Source organism: Pseudoalteromonas sp. Cn5-37 (assembly GCF_021532495.1).
Taxonomy (GTDB): domain Bacteria; phylum Pseudomonadota; class Gammaproteobacteria; order Enterobacterales; family Alteromonadaceae; genus Pseudoalteromonas; species Pseudoalteromonas simplex.
Genome location: NZ_JAKGBA010000001.1, coordinates 39,921 through 56,084, shown reverse-complemented (window position 1 = coordinate 56,084; position 16,164 = coordinate 39,921). Strand labels below are relative to the sequence as shown.

Here is a 16,164-nt window from a genome sequence, read left to right as displayed (position 1 = left end):
TTTAAGAGTTTTATACATTTGTTACATCAATAAATAATGATTCATCAATGTTTGTTGATGAGACCACCGCCTCGCTAAAGTCATAGCTTTCACGATTGCCTTCTCTATCAAGTGGTAAATTTTCAAAATCAAATAAGTTTCTGTCTGCAAGCTGGCTTGGGCTAACATTTTGTAAAGACTTAAAGATACTCTCAACACGACCTGGAGTTTTCTTATCCCACTCTGTCAGCATGGCTTTGATTGATTGACGCTGCAAGTTTTCTTGTGAGCCACATAGATTACAAGGAATGATCGGGAAGTCTTTGTGCTCAGCGTATTTAATTAAATCTTTTTCACGGCAATATGACAACGGACGGATTACCACGTTACGTTCATCATCAGAGCGTAATTTTGGTGGCATCGCTTTTAGTCGTGAACCATGGAACATATTTAAGAACATTGTCTCAACGATATCATCCATGTGATGACCAAGTGCTAGTTTGGTTGCACCAATTTTTTCTGCAAATGAATAAAGTGTGCCGCGACGAAGTCGTGAACACAGACCACAGGTTGTTTTGCCCTCTGGTACTTTTTCTTTTACTACTGAGTAAGTATCTTTATCAACGATGTAATACGGAATATTTAGCGTCTCAAAGTAATCAGGCAAAATGTGCTCAGGAAAACCAGGCTGCTTCTGATCAAGGTTTACCGCAATAACTTCAAATTTAATCGGCGCTGCTTTTTGTAAATTAAGCAAAATATCTAGCATTGCAAAAGAATCTTTACCACCACTGATACATGCCATAACAACATCACCGTCTTCGATCATGTTATAATCAGTAATCGCGGTACCAACATGCCTTCTTAGACGCTTTTGAAGTTTATTAAATTCAAGAGTTTCTTTTCTAGTATCAGTTTGATTCATTTGCTCTGCTCATACAGGCTTTAGTAAGCCATGTTTCATAGTAAAAAGTTCGGCGTGGATTATACGGACTTTTTGAGCGAGTTGAAATGATTAGCGTGGGATAATTAAAACGCTTCTCTTGTAGAGATACCACGTACAGCACAGCGCTTTGGGAATGAAGGTTAAGGATTCAGGTTATTTATATTTAAAACAGGTTAAGTGGTGTTTTCTGGATTTACTAAATAATTTATATGAAACAACAATTAATCTAAAAAGTTCGAAGCAGCTACTTCCGCCTCGATTATGGCTCTATGCGCTTTTAAACCAATATTTGTTGAATAAAAATCTGCTGCTATTTTAAGCTCTTGTGGTGATAATAAACTAAGAATTTTAAGCTTAAAAGCCATCTTAGCGGCACTCATGTCTGTTGGCTCTGCCAATACCGATGTCCCCATCGCATTTATCAACAATTGCTTTTGACTTTCAGGTAAATCTTTTAGTGTATCTGCTAATATTTGCTTTGTATCGACCTCTACAATACCACCAAGGCCATTGAAGATTTCATCCATTTTCAATGCATTATAGAACCGTTCAAATTCTAATTCTGCATTTGGCTCAGACTGAGCCGAACACACGATAAATGGCTACGAAAACAAAATCAGCAAACAAACTCTCATTTAATTATCCTTATTTTTTAGTTTTACAACTTAGTCGAAAGCCAAATAGCAAATTTAGTGGAGTGCTTAACGACTAATCTGATTGGTGAATAATAAAGTGAACTTGAACCATTCACTTTGCCTAGGTTCTGGTGTTCAATTTCATCTTGTTGAATGCTTAGTACCGTTTGATATGCGCTTTTATTATTTTTCTCTAAATAGCTTAATTGCCATTCTAGATGATGAAGAACCGTTGATTCAACGGCTTCTGTACACACCCAAATTGCTTTACGGCCAAATAAAGCAGTAATCAAACCTAAACAATAACCACCCAAAGACCAAAACCAGATTGCGTGGCAATGCCGTACTTTATGTTCCTTTAACCAACAATCAAAAGTTTTGAAATGCTCGATTTCATGATTTAGCATTTCTTTAAGCTGTACAGAGATATCTTGATATAAAAACTTAGCGACAAATAACTGAGCCTTATAAATGCTTATCGCCCCAAATTCACCTGCATGATCAACACGCACAATTCTAGCGACTTCTTTTGAGATCATCTTAATTGCTTACTGTGCATTTATAACGGGAAGCTGTACAAGCAAGATCAGGCCAGTCATCTCTACCCCAGCAATACTTATCATTTCTAAGTGGTTTTAGATGCCAAACTACTGGCTTGCCCTTATTATCTAAACGAGTTTCATTTTCAAGCTGCACACGGACTAAATTTTTCTCTGCTGAGAGAATATTATAAACGAAGGTTTTTCTCGCTTCAGACTCAGAAATATAGCCCTGTTCGTCATATGAGATTTCTAATGTGTTGTTTTTGAAAGCTACGGTATGAAAATTAGCTTCACAAACTGGGCTATTTGTAGACTGCCATGAGCCTTGCAACTTAGTTTGCATTTCTTGGTTGATAAGTGAATGACTACTACACGCTGAACATAGCAGTAAAATAACAAAAATAGACGCTAAAGGTTTCATTAAGATGCTTTTAAGTCCCTGAAAAATTGACATTTAGCATATCGATAATCGTAAAAATGTCCAGCGATACGCTTAATAAAAACAAAGGGCACAATAGCCATGTGCCCTTTGTTAACTTTAAGCGCTTTTAGTTTTAGCTTTTTTATTCTTTGCCAATCGTTTGGCACGTTTTATAGCCGATTTTTTCGACGCATTTTTCTGCGCAATTTTTAACACTTTAGCCTCTTTTAATTGCTTTTTTGCTGCTTTAAAGCGCTTTTTAGCATTTTCAGCTAGGTTCTCAGCTTCGCTGGCACACTCTACAGCTGCTTGTGCTTTTAGTGCTGCATCTTTTGCAAGTTCAGTGGTTCTTGCCACTTCTTTTTTACTCTTTTCAAGAATTTTTTCGAGCTTAGCAAGACGTTTCTCAAATACTGACTGTGAATTTTGCATAGTATTCTCCTTCACTTGCGTATAGACATGCGGGTAGGTTCGGTAACAATAAGCGAGTCGACACAATTTACTACATCGTGATCTTTCTCCGGGTAATCTAAACAACTTAAGAAGTGGCGCATACAGTTGATTCTCCCGCGCTTTTTATCGTCAGATCGAATTTGTGTCCAAGGTGCATCCTTAGTATGGGTATGAAACATCATGGCATCTTTGGCATCACTATAATCATGCCATTTAGCCAGTGATGCCATATCAACTGGGCTTAGCTTCCATTGTTTGAGTGGGTCGTTTTGGCGCGATTTAAAACGTCTAAATTGCTCTTCTCTACTGACCGAAAACCAATATTTAAATAGCTTAATACCGCTATTCACCAACATACGCTCAAGTTGAGGTGTTTGACGCATAAACTCCAAATATTCGTGATCATCGCAAAACCCCATTACCTTCTCAACACCGGCTCGGTTATACCAAGAACGATCGAAAAGTATGATTTCACCCTTAGTAGGTAAGTGGTTAATGTAACGCTGGAAGTACCACTGATCACGCTCTCTAGTAGTTGGCTTTTCTAAGGCTACCACGTGTGCCCCGCGAGGATTTAAATGCTCCATAAAACGCTTTATAGTGCCACCTTTACCTGCCGCATCTCGACCTTCAAATAAAATCACAATTTGTTGTTCGGTCTCTTTTACCCAGCCTTGCATTTTTAAAAGCTCGATTTGCAATTCGTGTTTATGGCGCTCGTATTCAACTACGTCCATTTTGCGTTTATATGGGTATTTACCGTCAGCATTCCACTTTAAGCTTTGGTTTTTAACATCTAGATCAAAAACCACATCCTGTTTAGCATTGTGTTCGGATAAATTCTGCTGTTTTACTGATACAGGTTCGACATTGACTGTCTGCATAACGACTCCTATTAAACTATAACTACCTATATTGAGAACTTTATAGTTTTACTTTAAGCCAGTTATAGCGAAGTAACTTGATCTAAATCTATATTTTCATTCCTTAAAAATTCATTTAAAAATAGAAAGTTAGCACTTAATAATTAAGTAAAGATCAGGCTAGCAATATACAATCAAGTCTTTTTTCTATAATAAAAAACAATCAGAGAAAACTAATACATTCCGACTATTTCTATGTTTCAAAACACACTGAACCTTAAATACACAGCAATACAAATAGTTAGGAAAAATATGAATCAAGGGAATAATTTAGAGCAAAGAAACAGTCATAGTAATTGTACTAACTACGATGAATTTTCAATTTTGCTCATACGTCTAAATGCTGAGATAAACTTTTGAAAAAAGAAACATAAGAACTATCTGCTTCACAACGAAAAAAGGACCTAATTAAGGTCCCTTTTGTCGAAGTTTAAACGCTTTTAGCCAAAATATAGTCGCTATTTAACAATCCAAGGTGTGGCGCTGATAAGCTCAGCATGACTGCTTAGTACTGTGTTATCGTCTTGCCAGTCGTCTGTTACTTTTATTGAACAACGCAGCTCTTTACAGCTAACGCCATTTGCCGAGATAGCGTCTTGGCCATTAAATTTAAGTACAACACCTTGTTGTTCAGGCAGCAAAAACCACATTAATTTGCTGACAAAAAAGCCCGACAAATCAGATAACAGCTCGTCAAATTCTTCATTTAACGTATATAAGTTCGCTTTACTGAGTTCAAAATCTGCCAAATCAGTCGCTTCAATCTGTAACTTTAATTGGCATTCATGTTTAGGGTTTTCTGGTTGCACAACAATAACAGCTTTATCTGTATCTAATTGCTTATCAAAAGGTAAAAGTAACTGAGCTTTATCTGTATAAGTTAGGTCAAACTCTTGTTTTTCTGTAATTATTTTACCTGATTTAATAGTGCATACTTCGTTGCTAGCAATATCAGACAAATAAAAGTTAACTTGAGCGTATTGAAACTCACCTTTATTCACGACTTTTAAACGATCATAAAAGCCATCATAAGCAATAACAAATTCAGTTGCTGCGGCTTTAGAGGAAACCGCGCTTAGCGCAACCGCGATAGTTGCGACTTTTAACCATGGAAGGAGTTTATTCATCAAAGTAAGCTCTATTTTGATTTATCATAGTGTTTAATTCATCAATATATGCTTCACGGCGCTCAGAGTATGATAACAAACCTTGTGTTAACTTGGTTGCTTCTATAGGTTTTTGCTGGCGACGTAAATCGGCACGAATTAATCGTAAATCTTTATACGCAGCATGGGTATTAATATTTTTAAAATATGAGCTTACAGCAGCACGTACCGATTTAAATGCTGTCACTTCATGGGCCGCTTCGTTAGCACGGCGACGAGGAACCATGCCACAACCCTTTTTGTAACACCATTGACCGAAAAAGTTTAAACCAATCCGTGCAAAGCGTGACGTGCCCCATGCTGATTCATTTGCTGCTTGCATTAACGCAAGCTCTTTAGGAATGATATCAACTCGACGTAGTGCTTGGGTAAGCGATAAAGTGTCAATAGTGTTAGGCAACTTGTAGCTGGTAAGAATTTTTTTAATATCTGACTTTTGCTTGCTCGTAAGCGGCTCATTGTACTCAAGCATCATGCGCGCAATTTCTAGTTTAGCTCGCTGCTGTAAAATTTTTTTATTTTCGGCCTCAACATGTGGGCGAATAAAATCAAAAAAAGCATGTTTCTTCTCTTTTACATCAGTAAATGCTGCAAAGTCAGGCAGTTTTACATTATGTAATGGTTTTTCTTTTTTGATTACGCGCTGGGTTCCGGTAGGCGTGCTCTGAGTTTGTTCAGATTCTTCAACTGTCACTTCTTTTTCGATAAATGGCGAAAATAACGCCCATGCAAAAAAAGCGGTTAATAAAGCTCGAAAAACGTACTTAAGCATGTATTCTCTCAAATAAACTACTACTCATGTGCGGTTAACTCACGCACACACAAAGGCGAAGTATACCAAAGCAGATGATTTTTAGCGAATTCAGCACTATAAAACTACCCATAAAAGGGACAAACTATTGACGTAACAGTGTAGTTTGCTCGCAATTTTCAAGCGCTTGCGTATACTGAAAAGTAAGCAAACAAGGAATAGGAAGGTTATTTTTATGTGCCAATCTTGGCAAGCTCGCATTATTAATCAACAAAAATATCGTCCAAACGATAACCGCTCAGCTTGGCAGGTTGACCGCTCTCGAATCATACACGCCGCAGCATTTAGGCGTTTGCAGGCCAAAACTCAGATTATGGGTATTGGCTTAAATGATTTTTATAGAACTCGTCTTACTCATTCTTTAGAAGTTGCCCAAATTGGCAGTGGTTTATTACGCCATTTGAAAAAGCAGCACCCTGAATTTACGAATTTTCCTAGCGGTAGTTTACTCGAAACCTTATGCCTTGCTCATGATATTGGCCACCCTCCTTTTGGTCATGGTGGTGAAATAGCATTAAATTACATGATGCGCGATCATGGTGGCTTTGAAGGTAACGCGCAAACACTTAGAATTGTCTCTAAGCTTGAGCCCTATTCAAATGGCTATGGCATGAACTTAACCAGGCGCACCTTGTTAGGTTTTATTAAATATCCAGCCTTTATTGATGATTTGTGGCACAGCATTCCACCTTTGAGTGAGCAACGTAGTTTTATTAAAGCTGACCATTGGCGACCAGCCAAAGGCTTATATAAAGACGATAAAGATGTTTTCGATTGGATCATTGAGCCACTGTCGAATAACGATAAAGCGCTGCTGAGTAGTCATTATAAGGTTGATGAGTTTAGAGCTAAAACCCATTACAAATCGATAGACTCAGCAATTATGGAATTAGCCGACGATATTGCGTATGCCGTACATGATTTAGAAGACGCTATAGCTACAGAGGTTTTAACGCTGGCTGATTGGCAAAATCATGCCCTTGTACAATTACAAGAGCTTGACTCTACATGGCTAACCACTCATTTGAGCTCGATAACCGCCAGACTCTTTTCTCATCACGAGTATGAGCGTAAAGAAGCCATTGGTGAGTTGGTAAACACCTTTATTATTAACGCTCAGTTAGTTGTACAAAACGCAGATTTCGAATCTGAAATATTACAGTACACGGTGAGTCTTCCAGATGAATTTGCCGAAATTCTTAACGTGCTAAAACATTTTGTTTTTAAACGCTTAATTCGTGAGCCGAAGATGCAGCAAGTGGAGTTTAAAGGGCAAAACCTGCTGATTGAATTATTTAGTGCTTTTGCCAGCGACCCAATGCGCTTATTACCAGAAACAACGCAAGAAATGTGGCTAAATGCGCACCAACAAGGCGATAATGCGATGCGTATAATCTGTGATTATTTGTCAGGAATGAGTGACGAATACGCCTACAAGACCTATCAACGTTTGTTTTTGCCCTCTGCTTAAGTAATTTTTGAACACTATTTGATAGTGTTCTAAAATTAAGCAGGTTATTAATAAATAATCGCACTTCTTTAGATGCATTCTATTTAACATGGATTGAAATAATGCTCAAAAAATACCTGCTCATCAGTGCAGCTGTTGCAAGTTCATTTGCTTGCTATAGCGCAGAAACACTTCCAGATCCGCTTCTCGAAGAGCGCGGCATAATAATTAAAGATGCAACCCACTTTGATTGGATACGGCTTAATTCTGGCGAATGGCTCAAAGGCGAGCTTGTCTCTTTGTACGACAAAGAAGTTGAGTTTGACAGCGACATTCTTGATACATTAATGATTGATCGCGAAGATATCTATATGATTATTTCAGATCGCCATCATACGGTTCGCTTTAACGATGGCAATGAGCTCAGTGGTACACTTAATATATCGGGCGGTTATGTAAAAGTTGGCGAACAAGACGCTAAATACCGTTATCGCGATTTAGTCTCAATTGCTCCCTCAGTTGAAAGCGAACTCAGTGCATGGACTGTAAAGTTATCCATGGGTGCAGATTTGGCCCGTGGAAATACTGACCAAACTGAATATTCTATTAAAGCTGACATAAAGCGCCGTACTGCTTCAAGTCGATTTTTATCTGAGATTTTAGGCTATCGCACTACCAGTGATGATCAAATTACTAAAAACAATATTCGTGCTAACGGTACATTTGACTGGTTTTACACACAAAAAATGTACTACCGCCCTATTTTCTTTGAATACTATCGTGACCCGTTCCAAAATATCGCCAATAAATACACTGTCGGCGCCGGTGTTGGTTATTATGTGATAGATACCGACAAAACAGAATGGGATTTTACAGCGGGGCCTGCTTATCAAAAAACCCAATTTGACACTGTAGCTGCTGGAGAAGATAAGAGTAACTCATCAATGTCTTGGTTTATTTCTACAAATTATGAGTTAGAAATCACTAAGAAAATCGATTTTTCATTAAATTATCGCTACCTAACTGCAAGCAGTGATGCTGGCGGTGACTCACAATATGCTTTGGCTGCGTTTGAATTTGAAATCACAGATGATATCGATTTTGATGTGTCATTAGTTTGGGATTACCTTGCCGACCCGATTGCCGATGAAAACGGTGTAGTACCAGAAAAAGAAGATTACAAAATGATTTTCGCATTGGGTATCGATTTATAATATCAATTCGCTTGATCGATACAAAAACGCCGAGCTAAGCTCGGCGTTTTTAATTTTAGTTAAGTAATATATACATTACCTTATAGCGATTTAACACCCATGTTGTATAGGGTAAAACCATAAATATCAGCGTATTGATCGATGATCTTACTTGTTGGTGTTCCTGCACCATGACCTGCATTTGTTTCAATGCGAATAAGATACGGATTTTGTTTCGCACCTTTTTCTTGTAGCTCTGCTGCAAACTTAAATGAATGCGCAGGCACAACACGGTCATCATGATCCCCTGTTGTCACTAAGGTTGCAGGGTAGCTAACACCTTCTTTTACATTGTGAACTGGTGAGTAGCCTTTTAAGTAATCAAACATTTCTTTACTTTGTTCACTCGTACCGTAGTCATACGCCCAACCAGCACCGGCTGTAAAGGTGTGGTAACGCAGCATATCTAAAACACCTACAGCAGGAAGCGCAACTTTAAATAGCTCAGGGCGCTGTGTCATAACCGCACCAACTAATAAGCCACCATTTGAGCCACCACGTACCGCTAAGTAATCAGGTGAGCTGTATTGTTTTTTGTTTAAGTACTCAGCCGCAGCAATAAAGTCATCAAATACATTTTGTTTCTTAAGCTGTGTACCATTTACATGCCATTCTTTACCGTATTCGCCACCACCACGAATATTAGCAACAGCATAGATGCCACCGTGCTCAAGCCACGCCGCTACTGTAGGGCTATAACTTGGTGTTAGACTTACGTTAAAGCCACCATAGCCATATAAAATAGTCGGATTTTTACCGTTAAGCTCAGTGCCTTTTTTGTACGAAATAATCATCGGAACTTTGGTGCCATCTTTTGATGTATAGAAGACTTGCTCAGAGATATATTCTTCACTATTAAATTTAGCGCCCGACTTGCGATACACATCAGACTTTCCTGACTCAACATCAAACGAGTAGGTATTGCCTGGTGTAGTGTAATTCGTAAATGAGTAATACAGTGTTTGTGCATCGTGCTTGCCACTAAAGCCATATGCAGTACCTACACCTGGCAGGCTGATGTCGCGTACTAATTTACCTGATTTATCGTATTGTTTTACTTGCGAAATCGCATCAACCATATACTTAGCAAAGAAGTAGTCACCGCCTTTTGAAAGGCTAAGCACATTATCAGTTTCTGGGATTAAATCTTGCCAATTTTCAGGGCTTGGATCAGCAGCATCAACAGTCACTACACGTTTATTTGGCGCGTTTAAGTTAGTCACTAAATATAGTTTCGAGCCGTCATTATCAATAATTGAGGTATCTGAGTCAGTGTTATCTAAAATAGTCACTAGCTTGCTGTCAGGCTTAGTTAAATCTTTGATAAACAATTTATTACCTGAAGTTGAAGTACTTGCAGCAATAATTAAATAACGATTATCACGGGTTACATCAGCACCAATATAACGATGTTTCTGAGCCTCTGTGCCACCATAAACTAATTGATCATCTGCTTGTGCCGTGCCTAACTTATGGTAGTAAACTTTATGTTGATCTGTTTTTGCAGACAGCTCACTACCTTTTGGCTTATCGTAGCTCGAATAATAGAAACCTTCGTTGCCAAGCCAAGAGATACCGCTGAATTTTACATCGACTAATGCTTCTTCAATTGGTTGTTTAGTCGCTGTATCAATAATGATAATTTTACGCCAGTCACTGCCGCCTTCAGAGATTTGATAGGCCGCTAGCGTGCCGTCCTCTGTGAATGTTAAGCCCGACATTGAAGTTGTGCCATCAGCGCTAAAAGTATTTGGATCTAAGAATACCTCAGCTTCAGAGTCGCCTTTTTTACGATAAACTACGTACTGATTTTGCAGACCATCGTTTTTATAAAAGTAGGTGTACTCACCCTCTTTAAATGGCGCTGTGACTTTTTCGTAGTTCATCAGCTTTTCAAGGGTAGTTTTTAGCTCATCGCGATACGGAATATTTTTTAGATAAGAAAAGGTAACGTCATTTTCGGCTTTAACCCACTGGGCTGTTTCGTCGCTCATATCGTCTTCTAACCAACGGTATGGATCGGCTACTTTCTCACCGAAGTACTCGTCAACAACATTGCCTTTTTTAGTTTCTGGATAATTCACAGCAGCTTTAACCTCTGCAGTTTTCACTGTTTGTTCTGTTTTTGTAGGGGTAGACTCACCGCAGCCCGCCAATGCAACAACAATTGCACATGCTAGTGTTTTCTTGATCATAATAAATTTACTTTTAGTTATTGTTAATAAAATGAAAGTAAAATTAAAGCATTAGAATGTCTAGTAATTTGCGGTTAAACACAGGAAGTGCTGTAAACCAATGTAAAAACAATAAAGCCACGTAGTAACGTGGCTCTTCAAAGCATATATTTGCTCAGCGATTATACTTTTGTTAACCAGCCATGAGTATCTGCTGATTTACCCCATTGAATATCATTCAATGCTTGGCGTAATTTAGCAACTTTCTCACCTGGTTTACCCGACCCCACTTTAAACTCTTGGTCGTTATGAATAAGCGTGCCAACCGAGGTAAGTACCGCAGCGGTACCTGATAACGCAGCTTCAGTACCTGGTTTAGCGGCTCTTTCTAGTAACTCAGACACAGTAAAGTTACGCTCAGATACTGTCATACCTAAATCTTTAGCAATCGTTAAAATACTATTACGCGTCACACCGTGTAAGAATGTGCTATCAAGTGCTTTTGTGATGATCTCATCACCATCAATTAGAATGAAGTTTGCAGCACCAGTTTCTTGTACATCACCACCAGGGCAGAATAAAATTTGGTCTGCTTGATGCTCTGAGCGAGCTTCTAAGATTGGACCTAATGCACTTGCGTAGTTACCACCACTTTTAACCATACCCATGTGTGGTGCGCAGCGCATGCCGTCTTCTTCAAGTAATACACGTAATGCTGTAGCACCGCCTGAGAAATAATCACCTACTGGCGAAAGTAATACATAAAGTAAGGAACTCATTGACGGTGCAGCCGCTTTACCGATTGCCGCTTCTGTACCAATGTGAGTTGGGCGAATATACATTGAACCCGGCGGTGTTGGTGTTTCGTCTGCGTATTCTTTTACAATGTCTTTGATCATTTGCTCAAGCATGCCTTCGTCAAAGTCAGGTAAGTTTAGTAACTTAGAGCTTTGTTTCATACGAGCAATGTTAGCATCCATACGAAAGATATAGACCGAGCCATCTTCGTGACGAAATGCTTTTAATCCTTCAAAACAGGTGCTTGAGTAATGTAATACGTGAGCACCCGCATGTAATTCGATTTTATCAGATGGGACCAGCGCGCTTTCACTCCATGAGTTATCAGCAAAACGTGCTTGGATCATTTGTGGCATAAATACAGTACCAAATGCGGCCATTGTTGTTCTCTCTTGTTTGGACTACTTTTACCCCATTGTATGCTAATCCATCCCCGTTTAACCATAGCAAACTAGTGCCTTTTATCGATTAAAGTAATAATAATTCGACCATTTGGTACAAAAAATGCGCAACCCAAGTTGCGCATTGTTTACTGAGAATCATTCGCTAACAAATGACTATAAATTATCTGTAGTTCATTTTTGCTGTGAGGCGATTAAAAAAGCCAGGGAAAAATCGCTTAATAGTCGGTGCTAAACCACTTATTCCTTCACCAATAACAACTTCATCTTTCTCGGCTTCAATGGCTTTAATCATTTTTGCAGCCGCTTTTGCCACATCCATGCCGTTTTCGATTGATTCCTCTGGCTTATTTTGCGGTTTACCTTGGCCATCTAACGAATTATGCGCAATGGCTGTTTTAATTGAACCCGGGCAAATAGTCAGGCAATTCACATTTTTGTCGGCTAGTTCTGCTCTTAAGCAATCCATAAAGCCCACGACCGCATACTTAGAACCCGAATACCCAGTTCTGAATTTTGAACCGACTTTACCCGCTACACTGCTAATTGATACCACCATGCCCATACCTTGGTTAACCATCTGGGGTACGACCGCCTTAGTTAAAGCAATTAAACCAAAATAGTTTACTTCCATCAGTTGGCGATAGACCGTAAATTCGTTTTCTAAAAATAGACTACGCTGCGACACCCCACCGTTATTGATAAGCACATCAATACGGCCAATTCGCTCGATCACTGCTGGCATATCTTCAAGTAAGGCTTCGGGCTTTGCCAAATCAAGGGCGACCACATGATGATTACCGCCGAGTCTTGTATTAAGAGCGTTGAGTTTTTCCTCATTACGGGCAGACAGTACTAGCGTTGTCCCTTTTGCCGCCAATTGCTCACAAAGTGCCTCACCAATTCCAGAAGATGCCCCAGTAACCCAAACTGTTTTACCATTTAATTGCATGTGTGTTCCTTATTATTGTTGTTATGCTTTATTAGGCCCTGCATGTTGTTCGATATGATCAGCAATATCTTTATAAAAACCAAGCATAATCAAGAACTCTGCTAATACAAATAACGGCCCTATGACCAAACCAATTAAATCATCAACAAAGGCTGGCTTTTTACCTTCAAAATAGTGACCAATAAACTGAAACACCCAACCAACCACGAAACTGCCAATGCTCAAAGTTAGCCATAACTCTGTTGAAAGCGACACCACAGGCTCAGCAGCAATGCTTAACAAACTTAAGCATACAGCCATAATTAACCCCATAGATAAGCTAAGCATTAAGTAATAAAGACAGGTGAGCGCAATTACCACGGTTGCCAAGGAGATAACAGCAGGCTCTGAGATAAGTGTGACGCGATGTAATAAACAAATAATTGCAAACACAATTAATGGGATGCCGATAAAGTGAGTGACAATATTGCGTTTAGAACGGTGATAAAGGGCGTAATTTGTCAGTTGTTGTTTTAATGTTTTCATTGTTTTTCCTGCCAAAACTGTGTTCAAAATTCAGATTAGCAGAAAATTCACCAACAAGAATGTCAACTAGCCGACATTTAAAGTTGCTAGCTTAAAATCACACATTAAACCAGCGCATCAATAACTTTGCCTTTTTCAGCTTCTGGTCGCATATCCATGCGTTCGCGACCTTTTTGATACTCTTCATCGAGCATCGCTTGCAGCTCATTCATTTTTTCTTGCAGTGCTTTAGTATCGGCACCTTGTTGTTGCATTTGTTCAGCAAGCTTCTCTATTTGCGCTTTTATTTCATCAATTTTCTCTTTATCAACCCCGAGCCGCTGATAAACCAAAGCTTCTTGAGCTTGTGCTAAAAAAGAGCTGGGCTCAGGCTGCTTTTGTAAAAGTTGTTGTGCTGAAGATGCTGGCGTATGCATGGCTTTCACACCCTCAGTGCGAGCCGTTTGCGACAGCTTAGCAGCAGCCGAAGCGTGATAAGGGTTATATTGATTATGAAATGTAATTGCCACAAGTTGTCTTCCATTTAAGCTTGATTACGACTTTGTAGCAATTTTAGTTCCAAGCTAGCATTGAGATTGCAATTTATCGATATCAATAATTTCAATCGTTTGATATTTAAGGTTAATAATTGAATCAGCTTGCAGGGATTGTAATATTTGGTTAATGGTTTGCCGTGTTAAATAGGTCATATCGGCAAGTTGTTGCTGGGTAAGCGGCAAACAGCTTTGGTGTGACGATTGATAAAGCATGCATAACCGCTTACTCACCTTTTGCTTTGCTGTAAGGAGTGCGTGATCTTCTAATGAGTCAAACAGGTTTCGCACTTTATTAGTAAGCAGCAGCCCAAAGTCATGCCAATAAGCAGGATGTTCTTGTAATAACTGGCTTAATGCCCGCTCAGGAACGTGTAAAAGCCGTACCGCAGTTTGAGCATACACATCGTGGGTGCGCTTACCACCATCAAACAGAGCCACTTCACCAAACCACATTGCACTGGTTACAAAACTAAGCACCGCTTCTTTGCCTTGGCTATTAACCCCAGAAACTCTAAGCACGCCATTAATAACACAATACAGACCGGTATTTTCATCACCACGCAAAAACAATGCATCACCCGCATTTAAGGTGATTAATTTAGCATTTTTTACTAGCTTGTCCCTAAATAATTGTGTGCGATTTTTAAACCATTTGTCTTGGTTAATTACCGAAAGGTATTGTTCATTCAAGTGTTTATCCTTTACATTGGTGTAGTGTGCATATATCCAAGCCACCTCAAAATGCAGAATTCAGCGTTTCACAGGTTGTTTGGATATCTAAATAATAAAAGGATACGGGATGTTAAACAAACTACTTTCGACCAGCCTACTTCTCAGTGCTATTTCTACCCCTGCATTTGCGAGTGATATTAATTCTGAACTTAAATCTGCCAATAAAAGCGTCAGCGAAAAAGTCATTAAATGGCGCCGTCATTTACACCAATACCCAGAGCTTAGTAACCGTGAGTTTGAAACAGCCAAATACGTGGCTAAGCATTTACGTTCGTTAGGCCTTGAGGTTCAAACAGGTGTGGCTCATACCGGTGTGGTTGCCAAACTTAAAGGGGGCAAAAAAGGTCCGCTTATTGCGCTGCGTGCTGATATGGATGCACTCCCTGTAAAAGAGCAAGTAGACTTACCTTTCGCGTCAACTCAAACAACAGAGTACAAAGGCAATACCGTTGGCGTAATGCATGCCTGTGGTCATGATAACCATGTGGCTATTTTAATGGCAGCCGCTGAGTCTTTAGTAAAAATTAAAGAAGAGCTCGCGGGTGATATTCTGTTTGTCTTCCAACCTGCTGAAGAAGGTGCTCCTGATGGCGAAGAAGGTGGTGCTGAGCTTATGCTTAAAGAAGGCTTATTTAAAGAAAAGCCAGAAGCCGTATTTGGTTTACACGTAACCAGCTCACTTAATACCGGACAAATTGGTTTTCGTGAAGGGCCGCTAATGGCCAGCGCCGACAAATTTACTATCACAGTAAAAGGTCGCCAAACTCACGGTTCTCGCCCTTGGAATGGTGTTGACCCAATTGTGGCGTCATCACAAATTATTATGGCAACACAAACCATCGCTTCTCGCCAAGTTGATGTGACCAAAGCGCCTTCTGTGGTTTCATTTGGTGCCATTAATGGCGGTGTGCGTAACAACATCATCCCTGATGAAGTTGAAATGGTTGGCACAATCCGTACCTTTGACCAAGAAATGCGTGCTGACATTAAAAAACGTTTAGCTAAAACCGCTGAGATGGTAGCTGAATCAGGTGGCGCAGAAGCCCATGTTCACATTGATCATGGTTACCCAGTAACAGTAAACGATGTTGAATTAACCAAGAAAATGACACCAACTCTTGCTGGTGTGGTTGGCAAAGAAAACCTGATCACAACGCCACTTATCACAGGTGCCGAAGACTTTAGTTACTACGCCTTAGAAACACCAGGCATGTTCTTTTTCTTAGGTGTCACACCAAAAGGTCAAGATGCAGTTACAGCACCTAGTAACCATTCACCACACTTTTTTGCAGACGAAAAAGCTTTACAGCTTGGCGTAAATGCAATGACGCAATTAGTGGTTGATTATCTAAAATAATAAAAATTTTCTTACCGGCGGGTGACATCACTACCCGCCCTATTTTCTTAGCTGTTCAGCATCAATAAAGTTCATTTTGCTAGGGTTTAGTTACTATAAACAGGTAAGGA

The 16,164-nt window shown here is 39.5% G+C and carries 16 protein-coding genes and 1 pseudogene; 3 read left to right on the top strand and 14 right to left on the bottom strand.

Annotation, left to right across the window (positions count from 1 at the left end):
* Positions 1 to 10: 10 nt before the first annotated feature.
* From ttcA to L1266_RS00245, 8 genes are all read right to left on the bottom strand, one after another.
* Complete coding sequence (gene ttcA, locus L1266_RS00280; protein WP_235376541.1) at positions 11 to 904, bottom strand: tRNA 2-thiocytidine(32) synthetase TtcA; 894 nt, start codon at positions 902 to 904, stop codon at positions 11 to 13.
* Between the two features lie 242 nt (positions 905 to 1,146).
* Positions 1,147 to 1,452, bottom strand: a complete 306-nt coding sequence (locus tag L1266_RS00275; protein WP_235376540.1) for a hypothetical protein — start codon at positions 1,450 to 1,452, stop codon at positions 1,147 to 1,149.
* Positions 1,453 to 1,583: 131 nt separating this feature from the next.
* Positions 1,584 to 2,099 carry a demethoxyubiquinone hydroxylase family protein gene (locus L1266_RS00270; RefSeq protein WP_054553046.1) on the bottom strand — a complete coding sequence of 172 codons (516 nt, stop codon included), beginning with the start codon at positions 2,097 to 2,099 and terminating at the stop codon, positions 1,584 to 1,586.
* 1 nt (position 2,100) lies between these two features.
* On the bottom strand, positions 2,101 to 2,523 hold the full coding sequence (locus tag L1266_RS00265) for a hypothetical protein (RefSeq protein WP_138618174.1): 423 nt from the start codon (positions 2,521 to 2,523) through the stop codon (positions 2,101 to 2,103).
* A gap of 117 nt (positions 2,524 to 2,640) precedes the next feature.
* Positions 2,641 to 2,955, bottom strand: a complete 315-nt coding sequence (locus L1266_RS00260) for a hypothetical protein (RefSeq protein ID WP_054553044.1) — start codon at positions 2,953 to 2,955, stop codon at positions 2,641 to 2,643.
* An 11-nt stretch (positions 2,956 to 2,966) separates the two neighbouring features.
* Positions 2,967 to 3,860, bottom strand: a complete 894-nt coding sequence (ppk2, locus tag L1266_RS00255) for a polyphosphate kinase 2 (protein WP_235376539.1) — start codon at positions 3,858 to 3,860, stop codon at positions 2,967 to 2,969.
* 497 nt (positions 3,861 to 4,357) lie between these two features.
* Entirely contained in the window at positions 4,358 to 5,026 is a 669-nt protein-coding gene (locus tag L1266_RS00250) for a DUF2987 domain-containing protein (protein WP_235376538.1), read from the bottom strand.
* Positions 5,019 to 5,837: a glucosaminidase domain-containing protein gene (locus L1266_RS00245; RefSeq protein ID WP_054553042.1), complete on the bottom strand. Its 819-nt coding sequence runs from the start codon at positions 5,835 to 5,837 to the stop codon at positions 5,019 to 5,021. The genes L1266_RS00250 and L1266_RS00245 overlap by 8 nt, the downstream gene beginning before the upstream one ends.
* A gap of 214 nt (positions 5,838 to 6,051) precedes the next feature.
* On the opposite strand from L1266_RS00245, the gene L1266_RS00240 reads away from it, so the two are divergent.
* Together L1266_RS00240 and L1266_RS00235 are read left to right on the top strand one after the other, a co-directional pair.
* Complete coding sequence (locus L1266_RS00240; RefSeq protein ID WP_235376537.1) at positions 6,052 to 7,347, top strand: anti-phage deoxyguanosine triphosphatase; 1,296 nt, start codon at positions 6,052 to 6,054, stop codon at positions 7,345 to 7,347.
* Positions 7,348 to 7,448: 101 nt separating this feature from the next.
* Positions 7,449 to 8,540: a DUF481 domain-containing protein gene (locus L1266_RS00235; protein WP_054553040.1), complete on the top strand. Its 1,092-nt coding sequence runs from the start codon at positions 7,449 to 7,451 to the stop codon at positions 8,538 to 8,540.
* An 80-nt stretch (positions 8,541 to 8,620) separates the two neighbouring features.
* Here L1266_RS00235 and L1266_RS00230 read toward each other — a convergent pair whose 3' ends face one another.
* The 6 genes and pseudogenes from L1266_RS00230 to L1266_RS00205 all read right to left on the bottom strand — a co-directional run bounded on the left by L1266_RS00230 (position 8,621) and on the right by L1266_RS00205 (position 14,655).
* A complete protein-coding gene (locus tag L1266_RS00230) occupies positions 8,621 to 10,774 on the bottom strand; it encodes a prolyl oligopeptidase family serine peptidase (protein ID WP_235376536.1) in 2,154 nt (717 codons plus the stop codon).
* Between the two features lie 161 nt (positions 10,775 to 10,935).
* Positions 10,936 to 11,937, bottom strand: a pseudogene (locus tag L1266_RS00225) (branched-chain amino acid aminotransferase); the annotation flags it as partial.
* 178 nt (positions 11,938 to 12,115) lie between these two features.
* Positions 12,116 to 12,904: an SDR family oxidoreductase gene (locus L1266_RS00220; RefSeq protein WP_187490433.1), complete on the bottom strand. Its 789-nt coding sequence runs from the start codon at positions 12,902 to 12,904 to the stop codon at positions 12,116 to 12,118.
* 21 nt (positions 12,905 to 12,925) lie between these two features.
* A complete protein-coding gene (locus L1266_RS00215; protein ID WP_187490432.1) occupies positions 12,926 to 13,429 on the bottom strand; it encodes an Mpo1 family 2-hydroxy fatty acid dioxygenase in 504 nt (167 codons plus the stop codon).
* Between the two features lie 104 nt (positions 13,430 to 13,533).
* Entirely contained in the window at positions 13,534 to 13,938 is a 405-nt protein-coding gene (locus tag L1266_RS00210) for a hypothetical protein (protein WP_054553035.1), read from the bottom strand.
* Between the two features lie 54 nt (positions 13,939 to 13,992).
* Entirely contained in the window at positions 13,993 to 14,655 is a 663-nt protein-coding gene (locus L1266_RS00205) for a Crp/Fnr family transcriptional regulator (RefSeq protein ID WP_235376535.1), read from the bottom strand.
* A gap of 109 nt (positions 14,656 to 14,764) precedes the next feature.
* Between L1266_RS00205 and L1266_RS00200 the strand changes: the two genes are divergently transcribed.
* Entirely contained in the window at positions 14,765 to 16,054 is a 1,290-nt protein-coding gene (locus L1266_RS00200; RefSeq protein ID WP_235376534.1) for an amidohydrolase, read from the top strand.
* Positions 16,055 to 16,164: the final 110 nt, after the last annotated feature.

Coding starts and splice junctions, on each gene's coding strand:
- ttcA (WP_235376541.1), bottom strand. CDS start 904: ATGAATCAAACTGATACTAGAAAAGAAACTCTTGAATTTAATAAACTT.
- L1266_RS00275 (WP_235376540.1), bottom strand. CDS start 1,452: ATGGATGAAATCTTCAATGGCCTTGGTGGTATTGTAGAGGTCGATACA.
- L1266_RS00270 (WP_054553046.1), bottom strand. CDS start 2,099: ATGATCTCAAAAGAAGTCGCTAGAATTGTGCGTGTTGATCATGCAGGT.
- L1266_RS00265 (WP_138618174.1), bottom strand. CDS start 2,523: ATGAAACCTTTAGCGTCTATTTTTGTTATTTTACTGCTATGTTCAGCG.
- L1266_RS00260 (WP_054553044.1), bottom strand. CDS start 2,955: ATGCAAAATTCACAGTCAGTATTTGAGAAACGTCTTGCTAAGCTCGAA.
- ppk2 (WP_235376539.1), bottom strand. CDS start 3,860: ATGCAGACAGTCAATGTCGAACCTGTATCAGTAAAACAGCAGAATTTA.
- L1266_RS00250 (WP_235376538.1), bottom strand. CDS start 5,026: ATGAATAAACTCCTTCCATGGTTAAAAGTCGCAACTATCGCGGTTGCG.
- L1266_RS00245 (WP_054553042.1), bottom strand. CDS start 5,837: ATGCTTAAGTACGTTTTTCGAGCTTTATTAACCGCTTTTTTTGCATGG.
- L1266_RS00240 (WP_235376537.1), top strand. CDS start 6,052: ATGTGCCAATCTTGGCAAGCTCGCATTATTAATCAACAAAAATATCGT.
- L1266_RS00235 (WP_054553040.1), top strand. CDS start 7,449: ATGCTCAAAAAATACCTGCTCATCAGTGCAGCTGTTGCAAGTTCATTT.
- L1266_RS00230 (WP_235376536.1), bottom strand. CDS start 10,774: ATGATCAAGAAAACACTAGCATGTGCAATTGTTGTTGCATTGGCGGGC.
- L1266_RS00220 (WP_187490433.1), bottom strand. CDS start 12,904: ATGCAATTAAATGGTAAAACAGTTTGGGTTACTGGGGCATCTTCTGGA.
- L1266_RS00215 (WP_187490432.1), bottom strand. CDS start 13,429: ATGAAAACATTAAAACAACAACTGACAAATTACGCCCTTTATCACCGT.
- L1266_RS00200 (WP_235376534.1), top strand. CDS start 14,765: ATGTTAAACAAACTACTTTCGACCAGCCTACTTCTCAGTGCTATTTCT.